Below are 16,840 nucleotides of genomic sequence, written 5' to 3' on the forward strand. Positions count from 1 at the left end.
CACATGTTGTGTCGCGAGCCTCCGGCGGCAGCCCTAGAGCTCCAGGCCGTAGGCGAGCAGTTCGAGGCCCGGAAGCGGCTCCCAGTCGCGCTCGGGGGTACGGGCGAAGCCGAGGCGCAGGTAAATGCGGTGGGCGGAACGCATGGTGCGCTGCGTTGACAGAACGAGGCGCCGGCAGCCCGGGACGGCCCGCGCCTGCTCGACGCAGGCCCGTACGAGCATCTCGCCGGCGCCCCTGCCGCGCGCCGCGGGAGCGACGGCCAGCATCCGTATCTCGGCCTCGCCGGCCGTGCGATGTCGGCCATCGGCCCGCCGTCCGGCACGAACGTCACACCGCCGAGTATCCGCTCGTCGCTGTCGACCGCGACGAGCACCTCGGCCGCGGCGGCTCTCTTCGCCACGTCCCGCAGCGCGTCCAGATACCCGTCGTCTTCCCCGAATGCGAGGAGACCGTCCCCGAGATACGCCTGAGCGGTGATCTCGCCCAGCGTCTCGTACTCCTCCGGCTTCGCCTGCCTCCATACGATGACCATGAGGGCAGTGTGCCCGAGGGGTACGACAGCGGGCCGCTGTGCCTCCCCGGGGAGGCACGGCGGCCCGTCGTCGTAGCGGTACCGCTCAGCAGCAGCGGAAGCCCTTCCGGGGATCCGCCTCCCTCGCGTCCATGCGGTCGCGCTCGAACTCGCCGCGCGACATCACCTTCGCCTCCGGGGCGTGCGCCCGGGCGTGGGCGACATACCGGTCGTACACCGACTCGCCCGACACCTCGCGCACGTACCAGCGGACCCAGTCCACCACGCGGCGCACGCCGCTCACCGCTGTCATACCTGCCACGGTACTCACGCCTTGTCGCTTCCGGCGGTCTTCTGGTCCGAGCTGCCGGCGTCGATCGCCTCGACGTCCGGGGCGCCGGCAGGAGCTCCGATGGTCGCGAACACCGCCTTCTCCTGCTTGGTGGTGAACATTCCGGCGGGCGCGACCAGCTTCGACTCGACGTACGGAGCCTCGGCGAGCCGGATGCTCTCCGGCTTGCTGATCGCCTTGTAACAAACCCGGGCGGCGTCCGCCAGGACCACCACGATGAGGAGGGCGAACAGCGCGCAGAGAACGCCGTCGACGGTCGAGTTGGTGACGATGGTGTGCATGTCGTCCATCGACTTGGCCGGCGGCAGCACCTGGCCGGAGTCGATGCCCGTCCGGTACTTGTCGCGCTGGGCGAAGAAGCCCACCTTCGGATCGCTGGAGAATATCTTCTGCCAGCTGGCGGTGAGGGTGACCGTGACGTCCCAGATCAGCGGGACGGCCGTCACCCAGGCCCACTTGAGTCGTCCGGACTTCACCAGGAGCGTGGTGCAGACCGCGAGTGCGACCGCCGCCAGCAGCTGGTTGGCGATGCCGAAGAGCGGGAAGAGCTGGTTGATGCCGCCGAGCGGGTCGTGCACGCCGACCCACAGGAAGTAGCCCCAGCCGCCGACGACGACCGCGCTGGCGAACCAGACGCCCGGCTTCCAGCTGACCTGCTTCATCGGCTTGTAGAGGTTGCCCAGCATGTCCTGGAGCATGAAGCGCCCCACCCGGGTGCCCGCGTCGACCGTGGTGAGGATGAACAGCGCCTCGAACATGATCGCGAAGTGGTACCAGAACGCCTTCAGTCCGGCGCCGCCGATGACTGCGGAGAAGATCTCCGACATGCCGAGCGCGAACGTCGGCGCACCACCCGTGCGGGAGAGCAGGGACGCCTCTTCGACGTCCTTCGCGGCCTGGGCCAGCAGATCCGGCGTGACGGTGAAGCCGAGGTTCGCGACCGCCTGCGAGGCGGAGTCCACCGTGGTGCCGATGACACCGCCGGGGGAGTTGATGGCGAAGTACAGCCCCGGGTCGAGGATGCAGGCGCAGATCATCGCCATGACCGCGACGAACGACTCGGTCAGCATCGCGCCGTAGCCGATCATCCGGATCTGGGTCTCCTTCTGGATCATCTTCGGGGTGGTGCCCGAGGAGACCAGGGAGTGGAAGCCGGAGAGGGCGCCGCACGCGATGGTGATGAAGACGAACGGGAACAGCGAGCCGGCGAAGACCGGCCCCTGGCCGTTGCCCGCGAACTCGGTGACGGCCGGCATCTTCAGCGTCGGCATCGCGATGACCACGCCCAGCGCCAGCAGCACGATGGTGCCGACCTTCATGAAGGTGGACAGGTAGTCGCGCGGCGCCAGCAGCAGCCAGACCGGCAGCACGGAGGCGAAGAATCCGTACACCACCATCCATATGACCAGCGTGCCCGGCTCCAGCGTGAAGAAGTCCGCCAGCGAGGAGTCGGCGACCCAGCCGCCCGCGACGATCGCGAGCAGCAGCAGCGCGACCCCGATGACCGACACCTCGCTGACCTTGCCCGGCCGCAGGGTGCGCAGGTAGACGCCCATGAACAGGGCGATCGGGATCGTCATGCCGATGGAGAACACGCCCCACGGGGAGTGTGCCAGGGCGTTGACGATCACCAGCGCCAGCACCGCCAGCAGGATGATCATGATGGCGAAGACGGCGATCAGGGCCGCGACACCGCCGACGGGGCCGATCTCGTCGCGCGCCATCTGGCCGAGCGAGCGGCCGTCGCGGCGGGTGGAGAAGAACAGGGTGACCATGTCCTGGACGGCACCGGCGAAGATCACGCCGACGATGATCCAGATCGTGCCCGGGAGGTAACCCATCTGGGCGGCGAGGATCGGGCCGACCAGTGGCCCGGCTCCCGCGATCGCCGCGAAGTGGTGGCCGAAGAGCACCCGCCGGTCGGTCGGGTGGAAGTCGACACCGTTGTCGAGCCGTTCCGCCGGGGTGGCGCGGGTGCTGTCGGCCTTGAGGACGCGGTACTGGATGAAGCGTGCGTAGAACCGGTAGCCGATGGCGTACGAGCCGAGCGCGGCCGCCAGCATCCAGACGGCGGAGACCTCCTCGCCCCGCGACAGGGCGAGTACGGTCCAGCCGGCCGCGCCAACCAGCGCGACGAGTACCCAGACTGCGATGGACTGCGGAGTCATTCTCCGCCGGGTTGTGTTCGATGGTGTCGGCTCGGCCATGGTGTGGCTCCCGTCCCGTCGTGATCACCTGCAACGCGCAGGCAATCTAGGCGACCGATTCGCCGGCGTCACCCCCGGCTCGTGTATCGGTACGGCAACGACGGTTGAGGCGGTCCGGTACGGGGCCGCTCCCCTGACGCCAGGCCGTGGCCTCCCCAAGGGGTGCGGTCACGGCCTCGGCAGACGTCCGGGCGGGCGGGGCTCAGCCCGCTTCGGGCCGCTGCAGCCGTGCGACGAACTTGTAGCGGTCGCCGCGATAGACCGAGCGCACCCACTCCACCGGCTCGCCCTGCGCGTCCAGCGAGTGCCGCGACAGCATCAGCATCGGCAGGCCCACGTCCGTGCCGAGCAGTCCCGCCTCGCGCGGGGTGGCCAGCGAGGTCTCGATCGTCTCCTCGGCCTCCGCGAGGTGGACGTCGTACACCTCGGCCAGTGCCGTGTACAGCGACGTGTACTTGACCAGCGACCTGCGCAGCGCCGGGAAGCGCTTCGCCGACAGATGGGTGGTCTCGATCGCCATCGGTTCGCCGCTCGCCAGCCGGAGCCGCTCGATGCGCAGCACCCGTCCGCCCGGTGAGATGTCCAGCAGCCCGGCGAGGGTGTCGTCGGCCGTGACGTACCCGATGTCCAGCAGCTGCGAGGTGGGTTCCAGGCCCTGCGCCTTCATGTCCTCGGTGTACGAGGTGAGTTGGAGTGCCTGGGAGACCTTCGGCTTGGCGACGAACGTGCCCTTGCCCTGGATGCGCTCCAGCCTGCCCTCGACGACGAGTTCCTGCAGGGCCTGCCGCACGGTCGTGCGCGAGGTGTCGAACTCGGCGGCGAGCGTGCGCTCGGGCGGGACGGGCGTGCCGGGCGGCAGAGTCTCCGTCATGTCGAGCAAGTGCCTCTTGAGCCGGTAGTACTTGGGCACGCGCGCGGTACGGGTCGCCGTCCCGTTCTCCGACTCCGTGCCGCCCCCGTCCGTGGCCATGGCCCGCCTTCCCGACTCGTGTGCTGCTGCCGTCACCGGCTCCTCCGTCTGTTGCGGCTCACATGGTGGCACGGTCCGGTCACGGGTCGTCGCCCTCCCTCAGGTGTCGTTCCGATAACGGACACGACAGCCCTTCTTATACACCCTTGACACCCCTAAAGGTCTAGGCCAAGCTCCCGGGTACTGGTCTAAACCATTAAAGACCAGGTCCCAGCCCCACGAGCAGTACTCGGCGTATGGCTCCGTATGTCCTCGCGGTGGGCGGGGGGTTGCAGCATCCCTGAGGAGGGTGGCGTGAAGCGCAAGCTCATCGCGGCGATCGGCGTCGCGGGCATGATGGTCGGCATTGTCGCGTGCGGTTCCGAGAGCGACAAGGGCGGGGACAAGGCGGGGGCGGACGTCAAGGAGCTCACCGTCTGGCTGACGGTCGACGCCCAGAACAACTGGCCCGACCTGGTCAAGGCGGCGGACGCCGCGGTCGTCAAGAAGCACCCCGGCATCAAGATCAAGCACGAGTACTACGGCTGGCCGGACAAGAACGCCAAGCTCGACGCCGTCCTCGCCACCGACAAGGCCCCCGACGTCGTCGAGATGGGCAACACCGAGATGCTCGGCTACATGGTGAAGGGCGCCTTCGCCGAGGTCGACCCGAAGCAGTTCGAGCAGTCCGACGCCTGGCTGGACGGCCTCAAGGAGTCCGTCACCTACGACGGCAAGACGTACGGCGTCCCGTACTACGCCGGTGGCCGTGTCGGCACCTGGCGCAAGGACATCGCCGCCGAGGTCGGCGTGAAGGCCACTCCGAAGACCTACGCGGAGCTGACCGCCGCCCTGGACAAGATCCAGAAGAAGAAGGGCGCCAAGTTCAGCGCCTGGTACCAGCCTTCGCCCGACTGGTACGCCGCGATGTCCTTCGTCTACGGTGCCGGCGGCTCCATCGCCAAGGAAGAGGGCGGCCAGTGGAAGGCGAACCTCTCCTCCCCCGAGTCCATCAAGGGCCTGAACGAGTACAAGTCGATCCTCGACACGTACATGCACGGTGACAAGACGAAGGACGAGTCCGACCGTCACATCGTCTTCGGCCAGGGCAACGCCGCCACCATCTTCGGCGCGGCCTGGGAGGGCGGCGCCGCCGCAGCTCCTGAGACCGACAAGGTCGGCAAGCTCGCCGACAAGCTCGAGACCTTCGTGATGCCCGGCCCGTCCGGCAAGCCGCTCCCCGTCTTCCTCGGCGGTTCGGACCTCGCCATCCCGGTCAAGTCCAAGGCGCAGGGCGCCGCGGCCGAGTGGATCAACGCCTTCACCGGCGCCCAGGGCCAGAAGGGTCTGCTCGCCAAGGGCAACCTGCCCAACAACAAGACGGACCTCGCGACGCTGAAGAACGACCCGAAGACGGTCGTCCCGGCCACCGCCGCGGAGTCCAACTGGTTCGTCCCGATGGCACCGGGCTGGGGTCAGGTCGAGAAGGCCCAGACCCTGAAGACCATGCTCCAGGAGATCGGCACCGGCAAGAAGTCGGTCGAGGAGGCCGCCAAGGCGGCCGACGAGGCGATCGACAAGGTCATCAACACCAAGTGACCTTCCGCAGGGCCTCGTCGGTCACCGACGGGGCCCTGCTCCGTACGAGGAGAGGGACCCTGGGAGCACCCGATGAGTGCCGCAGAGACAACCACTGCCAAGGTGCCGCCGATGCGGCCGTCGAAAGCCCCCGGCGCCGGGGCCGGGACCGGGGGAGCCGGTAACCGGGGCAAGCAGCGACGCACGGGCGGGGCCGCGCTGCCGTGGGGCCTGCTCGCGCCCTGTCTGCTGATCCTGCTGCTGGTCCTCGGCTATCCGCTGGTCCGGCTGGTCACCCTCTCCTTCCAGAAGTTCGGACAGCCGCAGCTGTGGGGCTTCCAGGAGGCCGAGTCGGTCGGCTTCGCGAACTTCACCAAGATCCTCGGTGACGCCGAGTTCTGGGCCGTCGTCGTGCGTACGGTGGTCTTCGCCGTCGGCTCGGTCGTCCTCACCATGGTCCTCGGCATGCTGATAGCCCTGCTGCTGCAGCGTGTCTCCGGCTGGGTGAAGACCCTGATCAACATCGCGCTCGTGGCGAGCTGGGGCATGCCGATCATCGTCGCCACCGCCATCTTCAAGTGGCTCTTCGACACCGACTACGGCGTGCTCAACTGGCTGCTCAGCCGACTGCCCGGGGTCGACATGATCGGGCACAACTGGTTCGCCAGCGGCCCGCAGGGTCTCGCCGTCATCATGCTGCTGGTCGTCTGGGGGGCCGTGCCCTTCGTCGTCATCAGCCTCAGCGCCGGACTCACCCAGGTGCCGAAGGAGCTCGAAGAGGCCGCCCGTCTCGACGGCGCCGGCTCGTGGGGCGTCTTCCGCTACGTCACGCTGCCGGTCCTCAAGCCCCTCCTCGTGATGCTCACGACGCTCTCGGTCATCTGGGACATGGGCGTCTTCCCGCAGGTCTTCGTGATGCGCAACGGCCACCCGGAGGCCGAGTTCCAGCTGCTGACGACGTACTCGTACGACAAGGCGTTCGTGGTCAACGACTACGGCGGCGGCTCGGCGATCGCCCTGGTGACGGTCGTCCTGCTGCTCGGGGTGGTCGCCGTCTACATGCGCCAGATGCTCAGGATCGGAGAAGTCGAGTGAGCGCCGCGACAGCACAGAGGAACAGGCTCGGCTGGAACCTGCTCGGCCTGCTGGTCTTCGTCACGGCCGGCTTCCCGGTCTACTGGATGCTCAACACGGCCTTCAAGCCCGCCAAGGACGCGATCGACCCGAACCCGCACTTCTTCCCCCGGACGTTCACACTGGAGAACTTCTCGCGGGCCTTCGACATCGCCGACTTCTGGGGGCCGGTCGGGCGGAGCCTCGTCGTCTCGCTCGTCGTGGTGCTGATCGGCATCGTGGTCGGCATGCTGGCCGCGCTCGCCATCTCGCGCTTCGCCTTCCGCGGCCGCAAGATCGTGATCGTGGGCATCCTGGCCGTCCAGATGGTGCCGCTGGTCGCCATGATCATCCCGGTCTTCCTGCTGCTCAACGACCTCGGTCAGTACGACAGGCTCACCGGCCTGATCATCACGTACCTCACCTTCATCCTCCCCTTCACGGTGTGGACGCTGCGCGGATTCATCGTCAACATCCCCAAGGAGCTGGAGGAGGCGGCGATGGTCGACGGCTGCACACGCACCGGCGCCTTCGTGCGGGTGGTCTTCCCGCTGCTCGCCCCGGGCATGGTGGCCACGTCGGTGTACGGCTTCATCCAGGCGTGGAACGAGTACCTGTACGCGCTGATGCTGATGAGCCAGCAGAACCAGACCGCCACCGTCTGGCTCGGCAACTTCACCACCAAGCACGGCACCGAATACGCGCCGATGATGGCCGGCGCCACGATGATGGCCGTTCCCATCGTGATCCTCTTCCTCCTCGTCCAGCGCAAGATGGCCGCGGGTCTGACGGCCGGCGCAGTGAAGGGATGACGCCTTTCATGACAACGCTCGTGGACCGTACCGACACGCTCACGCGTGATGCCCTCGCCGTCCTTCAACCCGGCTTCGTCGGCACCACCGCGCCCGACTGGCTGCTGCGCCGGATCGGGGAAGGGCTGTCCTCCGTCGGACTCTTCGGCCGCAACATCGCCTCGCCCGGCCAGCTGGCCGCGCTCACGGCGCAGTTGCGGGCCGAGCGGGGCGACGTACTCGTCGCCATCGACGAGGAGGGCGGCGACGTCACCCGGCTGGAGGTCCGCACCGGGTCCTCCTTCCCCGGCAACCACGCCCTGGGAGTGGTGGACGACGTCGAGCTGACCCGCGCGGTGGCGGCCGAACTCGGCCGCCGGCTGGCGGAGTGCGGAGTCGACCTCAACTGGGCTCCGTCCGCGGACGTCAACTCGAATCCGGACAATCCAGTCATTGGGGTACGTTCCTTCGGGTCCGACCCTCGGCTCGTCGCCCGGCACACCGCCGCGTACGTCGAAGGACTCCAGTCCGCCGGGGTCGCTGCATGTACCAAGCATTTCCCGGGACATGGCGACACCGCGGTCGACTCACACCACTCCATGCCCCGGATCGATGTGGAGTTGGCCACTTTGCACGCCCGTGAGCTGCAGCCTTTCCGCGCGGCCATCGCAGCGGGTTCCAAGTCGGTCATGAGCGCGCATATCCTGCTACCCGCGCTCGACCCGGACCGCCCGGCAACCCTCAGCCCGCAGATCCTCACCGGTCTGCTGCGCCGGGAACTGGGCTACGACGGACTGATCGTCACCGACGGCATGGAGATGCAGGCCATCTCCTCGACGTACGGGATCGAGCGCGGCAGTGTCCTCGCGATCGCCGCCGGTGCCGACGCGATCTGTGTCGGCGGCGGCCTGGCCGACGAGGACACCGTGCTGCGGCTGCGCGACGCGCTGGTCACCGCGGTACGCCAGGGCGAGCTGCCCGAGGAGCGACTGGCCGACGCGGCCGCGCGCGTGCGCGCGCTCGCGGACTGGACCAGGGGGTCCAGGGGGGCGGCATCGGAGCCGGGCGCGGCTTCACAGGAGGGGACCGCGCCCGGCACCGACATCGGACTGACGGCCGCGCGCCGGGCGGTGCGCGTGACGGCGGGGGAGCGGCCCTACGAGCCGCTGACCTCCGCTCCGTACGTCGCCGCGTTCACGCCCGTGGCCAACATCGCCGTCGGTGACGAGACCCCGTGGGGCGTCGCGGCCGAACTGGCCCGGCTGCTGCCGGGCACCGAGACCGGTACGTACGCGGACGCCGCGGTCGACGACGTCCTCCTGGCGGCCGGTGACCGCCGCATCGTGGCCGTCGTCCGTGACGCCCACCGCCACACCTGGATGTCCCAGTCCCTGGACGCCCTGCTGGCGGCCCGGCCGGACACGATCGTCGTGGAGATGGGCCTCAACCAGGCCCCGCCGCGCGGCGCCCTGCACGTGGCGACGTTCGGCGCGGCGAGGGTCTGCGGCCTGGCCGCGGCGGAGGCGATCACTCGCGCGTAGCGCCTCCGGCACACCCCACGGACCGAGGCCCGGGCCGCCCCAAGCGGGGGGCGCCCCGGGCCTCACCCACACCCGAGGAACACCCGGGCACGCGGTGTGCATGCGTGCTGCCGGGGGCCGGCGGGCCCGAGAGCCGACGGCGCCGGGCCGTCGTCGTGCTGGATCGCCAGGGGGTTCTCCGAGCCTGCGTGGAGCCGAAGGACGGCCCGTCGACGGGGTCCCCCGGACAGCGACGGTGCCGGGCCACCCCTCGTGGGGGCGGCCCGGCACCGTCTCGTGCTTGCGGGGTGGGTCTAGAGGCCCTGCCACCCCGGCTTGTTCGCGTAGGTGTGGCGGAAGTAGTCCGCCAGCTTCAGCTTCGACGCCGCGGCCTCGTCCACCACCACCGTCGCGTGCGGGTGCAGTTGCAGCGCCGACGCGGGGCACACCGCGGCGACGGGTCCCTCCACGGTCGCCGCGACCGCCTCCGCCTTGCCCTCGCCCGTCGCCAGCAGCACCAGGTGCCGCGCCTCCAGGATCGTCCCGATCCCCTGTGTGATCACGTGATGCGGCACCTGCTCGATGTCGCCCCCGAAGAACCGCGCGTTGTCCACCCGGGTCTGCTGCGTCAGCGTCTTGATCCGGGTGCGGGAGGCGAGCGACGAGCACGGCTCGTTGAACCCGATGTGCCCGTCCGTGCCGATCCCGAGCAGTTGCAGGTCCACCCCGCCCGCCGCCGCCAGCGCCGCGTCGTACGCCTCGCAGGCGCCCTGTACGTCCTCGGCCGACCCGTCGGGGCCCATGAACGCGTCCGCGTCCAGCCCGAGCGGTTCGACGACCTCGCGCAGCACGACGGAGCGGTAGGACTCGGGGTGCCCGGCGGGCAGGCCCACGTACTCGTCCAGCTGCGCGATCCGCGCCCGGGAGGCGTCCACCCGCCCCGCGAGGACCTTCGCCGTCAGTGCCTCGTAGATGGGCAGCGGCGTCGATCCCGTGGCCACCCCGAGCAGCGCGTCGGGCTTGCGGCGGAGCAGCTCCGCGATGCCCTGCGCGATGAGCTCCCCGCCTGCGTTGGCGTCCTGGACGATGACAACTTCCACGCTGGGCCCGCCGATCGATTGAAAGGTCATGTGGTATAGACCAATCTAGCAGAAGGGGGTGGCGCCCCGGTGAATCCCGGCTGGCGGGGGTGTGGTCCCCCGTGGTCGACTGAGCCGGACGGCGCCCGGACCGTATGGGAGGCAACGAGCCATGGCCGCCACGACGCCCACCGGGCCCGGCGAGCACAGCGAGCACGCGGGCAGGATCATGTCCGCCGAGATGGCCGAGCAGCCCGCCGTGCTGCGCCGGATCCTCGACCAGGGGGCGCCGAGGATCCGCGAGGTCGCGGCCGCGATCGCCGCGAGGAAGCCCCGCTTCGTCCTGCTGACCGCCCGCGGGACGTCCGACAACGCCGCGCTCTACGCGAAGTACCTGCTGGAGATCCGGCTCGGGCTGCCGTGCGGGCTCGCCTCGATGTCCACGACGACGGCGTACGGGGCGAAGCCCGATCTCACCGACGTGCTGGTGATCACGGTCAGCCAGTCGGGCGGCTCGCCGGACCTGGTGGCCTCCACCAAGGCCGCGCGGGAGGCCGGCGCGGTGACCCTCGCCGTGACGAACAACCCGGACTCCCCGCTGGCCGCGGTCTCCGAGTTCCATATCGACATCCTGGCGGGCCCGGAGAGGGCCCTTCCGGCGACCAAGACGTACACGGCGTCACTGCTGTCGCTCTATCTCTTCGTCGAGGGGCTGCGCGGTGGCGACGGCGCCGCGGCGCACGTCCTGCCGGGGCTCGCGGAGGAGATCCTGGCCCGCCGGGCCGAGGTGAGGCAGCTGGCCGCCCGCTACCGCTTCGCCGAGCGCATGGTCATCACGTCCCGGGGCTACGGCTACCCGACGGCCAAGGAAGCGGCCCTCAAGCTGATGGAGACGAGCTACATCCCGGCTCTGTCCTACTCGGGCGCGGACCTGCTGCACGGCCCGCTGGCCATGGTCGACAACATCTCCCCGGTGATCGCCGTGGTGCCGGAGGGTCATGGGGGCGAGGCCCTCCAGCCCGTCCTGGATCGTCTGCGCGGCCGCGGTGCCGATCTCTTCGTGGTCGGGCCGAAGCCCCAGGTCGAAGCGGCGTCCGCGGGTTTCGTGCTGCCCACGGAAGGGGTGGCGGAGGAGGTCCAGCCGGTCCTGGAGATCCTCCCGCTCCAGCTCCTCGCGTACGAGGTGACCATCGCCCGCGGTCAGGACCCGGACGCGCCCCGCGCCCTCGCCAAGGTCACCGAGACCCACTGAGCGCGCGCCGGTCTCGTCCGCAGCGGCGAACCGGTCCCGGAAACACCCGCGGGCCGCGGCGCCGGGACGGGACCCTCAGCCCGTCCGGCACCGCAGCCCGGAGTTGCGCGGCCGGTGGGTGTGCGGTTCCCGCTCGGCCGTGTGGAGGGCTCGGCGCAGTCAGGGCAGAGAGCGCCGGGTCCTCGGTTCCACCTTCCTGTGCGGGGAAGGTGGAGGTCTTTACCTGGTCATTGTGGACTAGACCATTCTGGTCTGTCCATCCATCGGCAGGCATGTGTTCCGGGCCCATCCTCCACCACGGAGGGCCGTCCCGTCAGGTTCATAGCGAAGGTACGCTCACAGCGTGCCCTCCATGAACGACCTCGTACGCCAGCACACCGCTCTGAGTGAGTCCGACCTCGAGTGGCTCCACCTGCTGGTCTCGGAGTGGCAGCTGCTCTCCGACCTCTCCTTCGCCGACCTCGTCCTCTGGGTCCCCACCCTGGACGGCACGCGCTATGTCTCCGTCGCCCAGATGCGGCCGAACACCGGTCCCACCTCCTATCAGGACGACATGGTCGGCCATTTGGTTCCCCGCGGCCGCCGGCCGATGCTCGACGCGGCGCTCGACGAGGGCCGGATCGTGCGCGAGGGCGACCCGGAGTGGCGCGAGGAGGTGCCGGTACGGGTCGAGTCCATCCCCGTACGCCGCGAGGGCCGCGTCCTCGGGGTCATCGCCAGGAACACCAATCTGCTCACCGTCCGCACCCCGAGCCGGCTCGAACTGACGTATCTGCAGTCCGCCTCGGACCTCGCCCAGATGATCGCCGCCGGGACGTTCCCCTTCCCCGAGCAGCAGGTCGACATGGACGCCTCCCCGCGCGCCGGTGACGGCCTGATCCGCCTCGACGCGGACGGCGTCGTCCAGTACGCGTCCCCCAACGCCCTCTCCGCGTACCACCGGCTCGGCCTCGCCGCCGACCTGGTCGGCCAGCACCTCGGACAGATCACCGCCGAACTCGCCCCGTCCCGCGGTCCGGTCGACGAGGCACTGGTCAAGCTCGCCAGCGGATACGCGCCGCGCGAGGCCGAGGTCGAGGGCAACGGGGGCGTCATCCAGCTCCGGGCCATCCCGCTCAAGCCGAAGGGTGCCCGCACCGGTTCCCTCGTGCTCCTGCGCGACGTCACCGAACTCCGGCGCCGCGAGCGCGAGTTGATCACCAAGGACGCCACCATCCGGGAGATCCACCACCGGGTGAAGAACAACCTCCAGACGGTCGCCGCTCTGCTGCGGCTGCAGGCCCGCCGGATGGACTCGGTACGCGGCCGGGAAGCCCTCAACGAGGCCGTCCGCCGGGTCGGGTCCATCGCGATCGTCCATGAGACGCTGTCCCAGAACCTGGACGAGCGGGTGGAGTTCGACGACATCGCGGACCGGGTCCTCGCCATGGTGGCCGAGATCTCCCCGGGCAAGGTGGTGTGCCGGCGCAGCGGCCGCTGCGGAATCCTCGATGCGGAGGTCGCCACGCCGCTGTCCATGGTCCTCACCGAGGTCCTGCAGAACGCGCTGGAGCACGCGTTCGCACCGGGGGAGCACGGCACGGTCGAGGTCTCGGCGGTACGCGGAGGCCCCCGCTCCGACGAGCGGCTGCTGATCACCGTGCAGGACGACGGCCGTGGTCTGCCCGAGGGCTTCGATCCGCAGCGGGCCGGGAATCTGGGTCTGCAGATCGTGAGGACCCTGGTCGAGGGCGAGTTGGGCGGCTCCTTCGACATGAAGCCGGCCGCCGGGCGCGGTACGCGCGTGGTTCTGGACATCCCGGTATGCAGCCAGAAGTAGCGGGCCCGCACAGCAGTGAGCCCCGGACCGTATCAACACGGTCCGGGGCTCGAACGCTTGGGTTACTGCTGCGCGCTGCGGCTCGGGGGCGGTGAGTGCGTACTCTCCGTACGCGCCGCCGGGCTCAGGCTCGTAACAGGGGGCCGTCAGGCGCTGGCGTTGCGCGCCCGGTTGCGAGCGGCGCGGCGCTTCATGGCGCGACGCTCGTCCTCGCTGAGGCCACCCCAGACGCCGGAGTCCTGACCGGACTCGAGCGCCCACTGCAGGCACTGCTCCATGACGGGGCAGCGACGGCAGACGGCCTTGGCTTCCTCGATCTGCAGCAGCGCAGGACCGGTGTTGCCGATGGGGAAGAACAGCTCGGGGTCTTCCTCGCGGCAAACGGCGTTGTGACGCCAGTCCATGGCTGCTACCTCTCTTGGTATTACGTGCAGGTTGCTTGTGAATGTGAACGCTTTCACGAATCCCCCCGCACCGGAAGTGCCAACGCCCAGATGAACTGGTTGCGGTCCAGGTGTGAGGAGGGGTTCTGGCTCTCAGTGGAGGCCGGTCCTGCGGGCCGTCCCGATCGCCATGTAGAGATTCGCAAACCTCGGCGGCGGATACAACCCCTTCCGGAAAGTTTTTTTTGATTCCTCGGTGTCGACTAGGTCACAGCCGTACTTCCATGGGGTGGACCCACGCCTAAACGTTCGAGTGGAAGGACTTTTGCCCCTTCCGCTCACACAATCACACGCAGTGCACGGCGTACGCCTGTGAACGTCACGCTACTGCGGAGCCCGAGGTGGTCTCCGTCCATCTGGAAGGGCAGTGGAGCCTTCGAATGCAAGGTGAAGTCGGTCAGGTCGTGAAGGGAGACGACATGCTTTCCGCGCGGCCCGCGGTCGGGGGTCGACGTGAGCAGCTGGGTCGAATAGCGGGCCATCGCGGCGGCCGAGAGCCGGCCGAGCGCGAGGACGTCCAGGGCGGAGTCGAAGGACGCCGCCGGAGCGGCGTACACCGGACGATTGCCCAGGTAGGTCCAGGGAGAGGTGTTGCAGACTATCGACAGCGCGAGGCCCTTCACGGGCTCGGCTCCGGGGCGTTCCAGCGTGATCGCACCGCGGCGGCGGTGCGGGTCCCCGAGGAACTGGCGTGCCGCCTGGCGTATGTAGAGGGAGTGCGTCGACGTCTTGCCGCGCTCCCGCTGTTGTTCGACCCGGCCGACGACACCGGCGTCGAATCCGAAGCCGGCGCAGAAGGTGAACCAGCGGGGCGGAACGGCCTCGTCCTCCGTACCCGGAGTGCCGGCCGCCACTCCCAGACCGACCGTCCGTTCGCTGCGCAGGCTGAGCGCGTCCAGGATCGCCCCGGTCGCCTCGACGGCGTCGTTCGGCAGCCCGAGGGCGCGGGCGAAGACATTGGTCGAGCCGCCGGGCACGACCGCGAGGCGGGGGAGGGCGTCGGGGTCCGGGCCGGCGTGGAGCAGTCCGTTCACGACCTCGTTCACCGTGCCGTCGCCGCCGAGCGCCACGACCAGGTCGATGTCGTCGGAGTCGGCCGCGCGACGGCCGAGGTCCCGGGCGTGGCCGCGGTACTCCGTGGTGACGGCCTCCAGCTTCATCTCGCTGGCGAGGGCGTGGATGAGGACGTCACGGGTGCGGGCACTGGTGGTGGTTGCTGCCGGGTTGACCACGAGAAGTGCGCGCATGGCCGCCAGGGTACCTACCGCGGGGTACCCGGCCCAGTCCGGGGCGGAGCGGGCCCGGCTACCCTGCAGGGGTGAGCAGTGCTGAGCAGACCCCTGACGCGCCCGAGGCGCCCGGACCGCGCCCCGGGCGGCTGACCGCCGCGGCGGCCCTGTGCGGCCTGGAGGCCCTGGCCCTGATCGCCGGCGGCGTCTGCATGCTGGTGCTGGGGCTCACCGGTGACCCCGACAGCACGTCGCAGGCCGAGACGGGCGGCGCGACGCTGATCGCGCTGGGAGTGATCCCGCTGCTGGCGGCGCGCGGACTGCTGCTGCGGCGCGGCTGGAGTCGTGGCCCCGCGATCATCACCCAGATCATGGCGCTGCCGGTGGCCTGGACCCTGCTGCGCTCGTCGGGCGCGCTGATTCCCGCCGGGATCGTGCTCGCTGTCGTCGCGGTGACGGGGCTGGTCCTGCTGATCAACGCGGCGACGACGGAAGCACTGGGTATCCGCGGCCGGGCATAGCCCTCCGGCCGGTCCGCACCGCCCGCTCTTCTTACTCCTCGACCAGAAGCTTTTCGCGCAGTTGCGCGAGCGTGCGAGCCAGCAGGCGGGAGACGTGCATCTGGGAGATGCCGACCTCCTGCGCGATCTGCGACTGCGTCATGTTGCCGAAGAAGCGAAGCAGCAGAATCCGCTTCTCCCTCGGCGGCAGGTCCTCCAGCAGCGGCTTGAGCGACTCCCGGTACTCGACGCCCTCGAGCGCCTCGTCCTCGGCGCCCAGCGTGTCCGCGACGGCCGGGGACTCGTCGTCGGTGTCGGGGACGTCCAGGGAGAGCGTCGAGTACGCGTTGGCGGACTCCAGGCCCTCCAGGACCTCTTCCTCGGAGATGCCGAGGCGCTCGGCCAGTTCATGGACGGTCGGTGAGCGGCCGTGCTGCTGGGACAGCTCCGCGGTCGCCGTGGTCAGCGCGAGGCGCAGCTCCTGGAGCCGGCGGGGCACGCGAACCGCCCAGCCCTTGTCGCGGAAGTGGCGCTTGATCTCGCCGACCACCGTCGGCGTCGCGTACGTGGAGAACTCGACGCCGCGCTCCGGGTCGAACCGGTCCACGGACTTGATCAGACCGATCGTCGCGACCTGGGTCAGATCGTCCAGCGGCTCACCACGGTTGCGGAAGCGGCGGGCCAGGTGCTCGACCAGGGGCAGATGCATCCGGACCAGCTGATTCCGGAGCTCTGCCCGCTCGGGGGAGCCTTCCGGAAGTTTGCGCAGCTCGATGAACATCGCGCGCGCCCCGCTCCGGTCGTTCGGATCGTGGTGCTCGTGTTCCCTGGAGTCCTGCTGTTGCTCGCTCATGGCCGCCCTCCCCCAGTGCTTCGCCTGGGAGGTACCCCCAGCCTGCTTCTGCTCCGCCGCGGCCGGAAGGCCGTCACGCTCGTCCTCCGGGTGCGGCCTGGCCTGCTGCTCCGGGATGCCCGCCGGTGCGAACACCGGCTCCGCCGGAGCCGCACGACCGCCGTCCGGCGCTCCGGGAATGCGCTCCTCGTCCCGCACCGGACCGTCCCCGTCCCTCACGCCGGCCCGGGTCCCGCGCCGCGCTGTTTGTACAGGCTGATGGAGACCGTACGGTCGTCCGCCACGGTGGAGTCGACCTTGCCGGCCAGTGCGGAGAGCACGGTCCAGGCGAAGGTGTCACGCTCCGGGGCGCGGCCGTCGGTCGTCGGAGCCGAGACCGTGACCTCCAGAGAGTCGTCGACGAGCCGGAAGACGCAGCTGAGGACGGATCCCGGGACGGCCTGTTGCAGCAAGATCGCACATGCCTCGTCGACCGCGATGCGCAGGTCCTCGATCTCGTCGAGGGTGAAGTCCAAGCGTGCCGCGAGGCCGGCCGTGGCCGTACGCAACACGGAAAGGTAGGCACCCGCAGCGGGCAGCCGGACTTCCACGAAGTCCTGAGTCCCGGGCTCGCCTGCGATCTGGGACACCCTCACCTCCAAGG

Annotated in this window: 15 protein-coding genes and 1 pseudogene; 7 read left to right on the forward strand and 9 right to left on the reverse strand. The window is 69.8% G+C overall.

Features of this window, described 5'->3' with window-relative positions; genetic code table 11:
• Positions 1–33 precede the first annotated feature (33 nt).
• From OG766_RS23700 to OG766_RS23715, 4 genes and pseudogenes are all read right to left on the reverse strand, one after another.
• Positions 34–533: pseudogene (locus OG766_RS23700) on the reverse strand (GNAT family N-acetyltransferase).
• Between the two features lie 85 nt (positions 534–618).
• On the reverse strand, positions 619–825 hold the full coding sequence (locus OG766_RS23705; RefSeq protein ID WP_328726149.1) for a YbdD/YjiX family protein: 207 nt from the start codon (positions 823–825) through the stop codon (positions 619–621).
• 14 nt (positions 826–839) lie between these two features.
• Positions 840–3,071, reverse strand: coding sequence for a carbon starvation CstA family protein (locus OG766_RS23710; RefSeq protein ID WP_266382838.1), 2,232 nt, complete (start codon positions 3,069–3,071; stop codon positions 840–842).
• A gap of 202 nt (positions 3,072–3,273) precedes the next feature.
• Positions 3,274–4,041 (reverse strand): GntR family transcriptional regulator, encoded by a 768-nt coding sequence (locus OG766_RS23715; protein ID WP_266384437.1) that lies wholly within the window; start codon positions 4,039–4,041, stop codon positions 3,274–3,276.
• Between the two features lie 294 nt (positions 4,042–4,335).
• On the opposite strand from OG766_RS23715, the gene OG766_RS23720 reads away from it, so the two are divergent.
• The 4 genes from OG766_RS23720 to OG766_RS23735 all read left to right on the forward strand — a co-directional run bounded on the left by OG766_RS23720 (position 4,336) and on the right by OG766_RS23735 (position 9,043).
• The gene (locus OG766_RS23720; protein WP_266382841.1) at positions 4,336–5,619 is read left to right on the forward strand and encodes an extracellular solute-binding protein; all 1,284 of its coding nucleotides are present in this window, start codon (positions 4,336–4,338) and stop codon (positions 5,617–5,619) included.
• A gap of 72 nt (positions 5,620–5,691) precedes the next feature.
• Positions 5,692–6,693, forward strand: coding sequence for a carbohydrate ABC transporter permease (locus OG766_RS23725; RefSeq protein ID WP_266382844.1), 1,002 nt, complete (start codon positions 5,692–5,694; stop codon positions 6,691–6,693).
• Positions 6,690–7,523 carry a carbohydrate ABC transporter permease gene (locus tag OG766_RS23730; RefSeq protein ID WP_266382847.1) on the forward strand — a complete coding sequence of 278 codons (834 nt, stop codon included), beginning with the start codon at positions 6,690–6,692 and terminating at the stop codon, positions 7,521–7,523. The genes OG766_RS23725 and OG766_RS23730 overlap by 4 nt, the downstream gene beginning before the upstream one ends.
• Before the next feature lie 8 nt (positions 7,524–7,531).
• On the forward strand, positions 7,532–9,043 hold the full coding sequence (locus tag OG766_RS23735) for a glycoside hydrolase family 3 protein (protein WP_328726150.1): 1,512 nt from the start codon (positions 7,532–7,534) through the stop codon (positions 9,041–9,043).
• 293 nt (positions 9,044–9,336) lie between these two features.
• Here OG766_RS23735 and nagB read toward each other — a convergent pair whose 3' ends face one another.
• On the reverse strand, positions 9,337–10,122 hold the full coding sequence (gene nagB, locus OG766_RS23740; RefSeq protein ID WP_266384440.1) for a glucosamine-6-phosphate deaminase: 786 nt from the start codon (positions 10,120–10,122) through the stop codon (positions 9,337–9,339).
• A gap of 151 nt (positions 10,123–10,273) precedes the next feature.
• Here nagB and OG766_RS23745 point away from each other — a divergent pair, with 151 nt between their 5' ends.
• Together OG766_RS23745 and OG766_RS23750 are read left to right on the forward strand one after the other, a co-directional pair.
• Positions 10,274–11,353: an SIS domain-containing protein gene (locus OG766_RS23745; protein WP_266382853.1), complete on the forward strand. Its 1,080-nt coding sequence runs from the start codon at positions 10,274–10,276 to the stop codon at positions 11,351–11,353.
• A gap of 352 nt (positions 11,354–11,705) precedes the next feature.
• Positions 11,706–13,172: a sensor histidine kinase gene (locus OG766_RS23750; protein ID WP_266384443.1), complete on the forward strand. Its 1,467-nt coding sequence runs from the start codon at positions 11,706–11,708 to the stop codon at positions 13,170–13,172.
• A gap of 146 nt (positions 13,173–13,318) precedes the next feature.
• Here OG766_RS23750 and OG766_RS23755 read toward each other — a convergent pair whose 3' ends face one another.
• Positions 13,319–13,576, reverse strand: a complete 258-nt coding sequence (locus OG766_RS23755) for a WhiB family transcriptional regulator (RefSeq protein WP_003953983.1) — start codon at positions 13,574–13,576, stop codon at positions 13,319–13,321.
• Positions 13,577–13,893: 317 nt separating this feature from the next.
• Positions 13,894–14,862, reverse strand: a complete 969-nt coding sequence (locus tag OG766_RS23760) for a diacylglycerol/lipid kinase family protein (RefSeq protein ID WP_328726151.1) — start codon at positions 14,860–14,862, stop codon at positions 13,894–13,896.
• 71 nt (positions 14,863–14,933) lie between these two features.
• Between OG766_RS23760 and OG766_RS23765 the strand changes: the two genes are divergently transcribed.
• Positions 14,934–15,365 carry a hypothetical protein gene (locus tag OG766_RS23765; protein WP_266382859.1) on the forward strand — a complete coding sequence of 144 codons (432 nt, stop codon included), beginning with the start codon at positions 14,934–14,936 and terminating at the stop codon, positions 15,363–15,365.
• A 31-nt stretch (positions 15,366–15,396) separates the two neighbouring features.
• On the opposite strand, the gene OG766_RS23770 is transcribed toward OG766_RS23765, so the two are convergent.
• Both OG766_RS23770 and OG766_RS23775 read right to left on the reverse strand, forming a co-directional pair.
• A complete protein-coding gene (locus tag OG766_RS23770) occupies positions 15,397–16,416 on the reverse strand; it encodes a SigB/SigF/SigG family RNA polymerase sigma factor (RefSeq protein WP_423247094.1) in 1,020 nt (339 codons plus the stop codon).
• Positions 16,413–16,826: an anti-sigma regulatory factor gene (locus tag OG766_RS23775; protein ID WP_254375657.1), complete on the reverse strand. Its 414-nt coding sequence runs from the start codon at positions 16,824–16,826 to the stop codon at positions 16,413–16,415. Before OG766_RS23775 ends, OG766_RS23770 begins: the two co-directional genes overlap by 4 nt.
• Between the last annotated feature and the right edge of the window lie 14 nt (positions 16,827–16,840).

It is taken from the genome of Streptomyces sp. NBC_00259 (assembly GCF_036181745.1).
GTDB classification, from domain to species: Bacteria; Actinomycetota; Actinomycetes; order Streptomycetales; family Streptomycetaceae; genus Streptomyces; species Streptomyces pratisoli.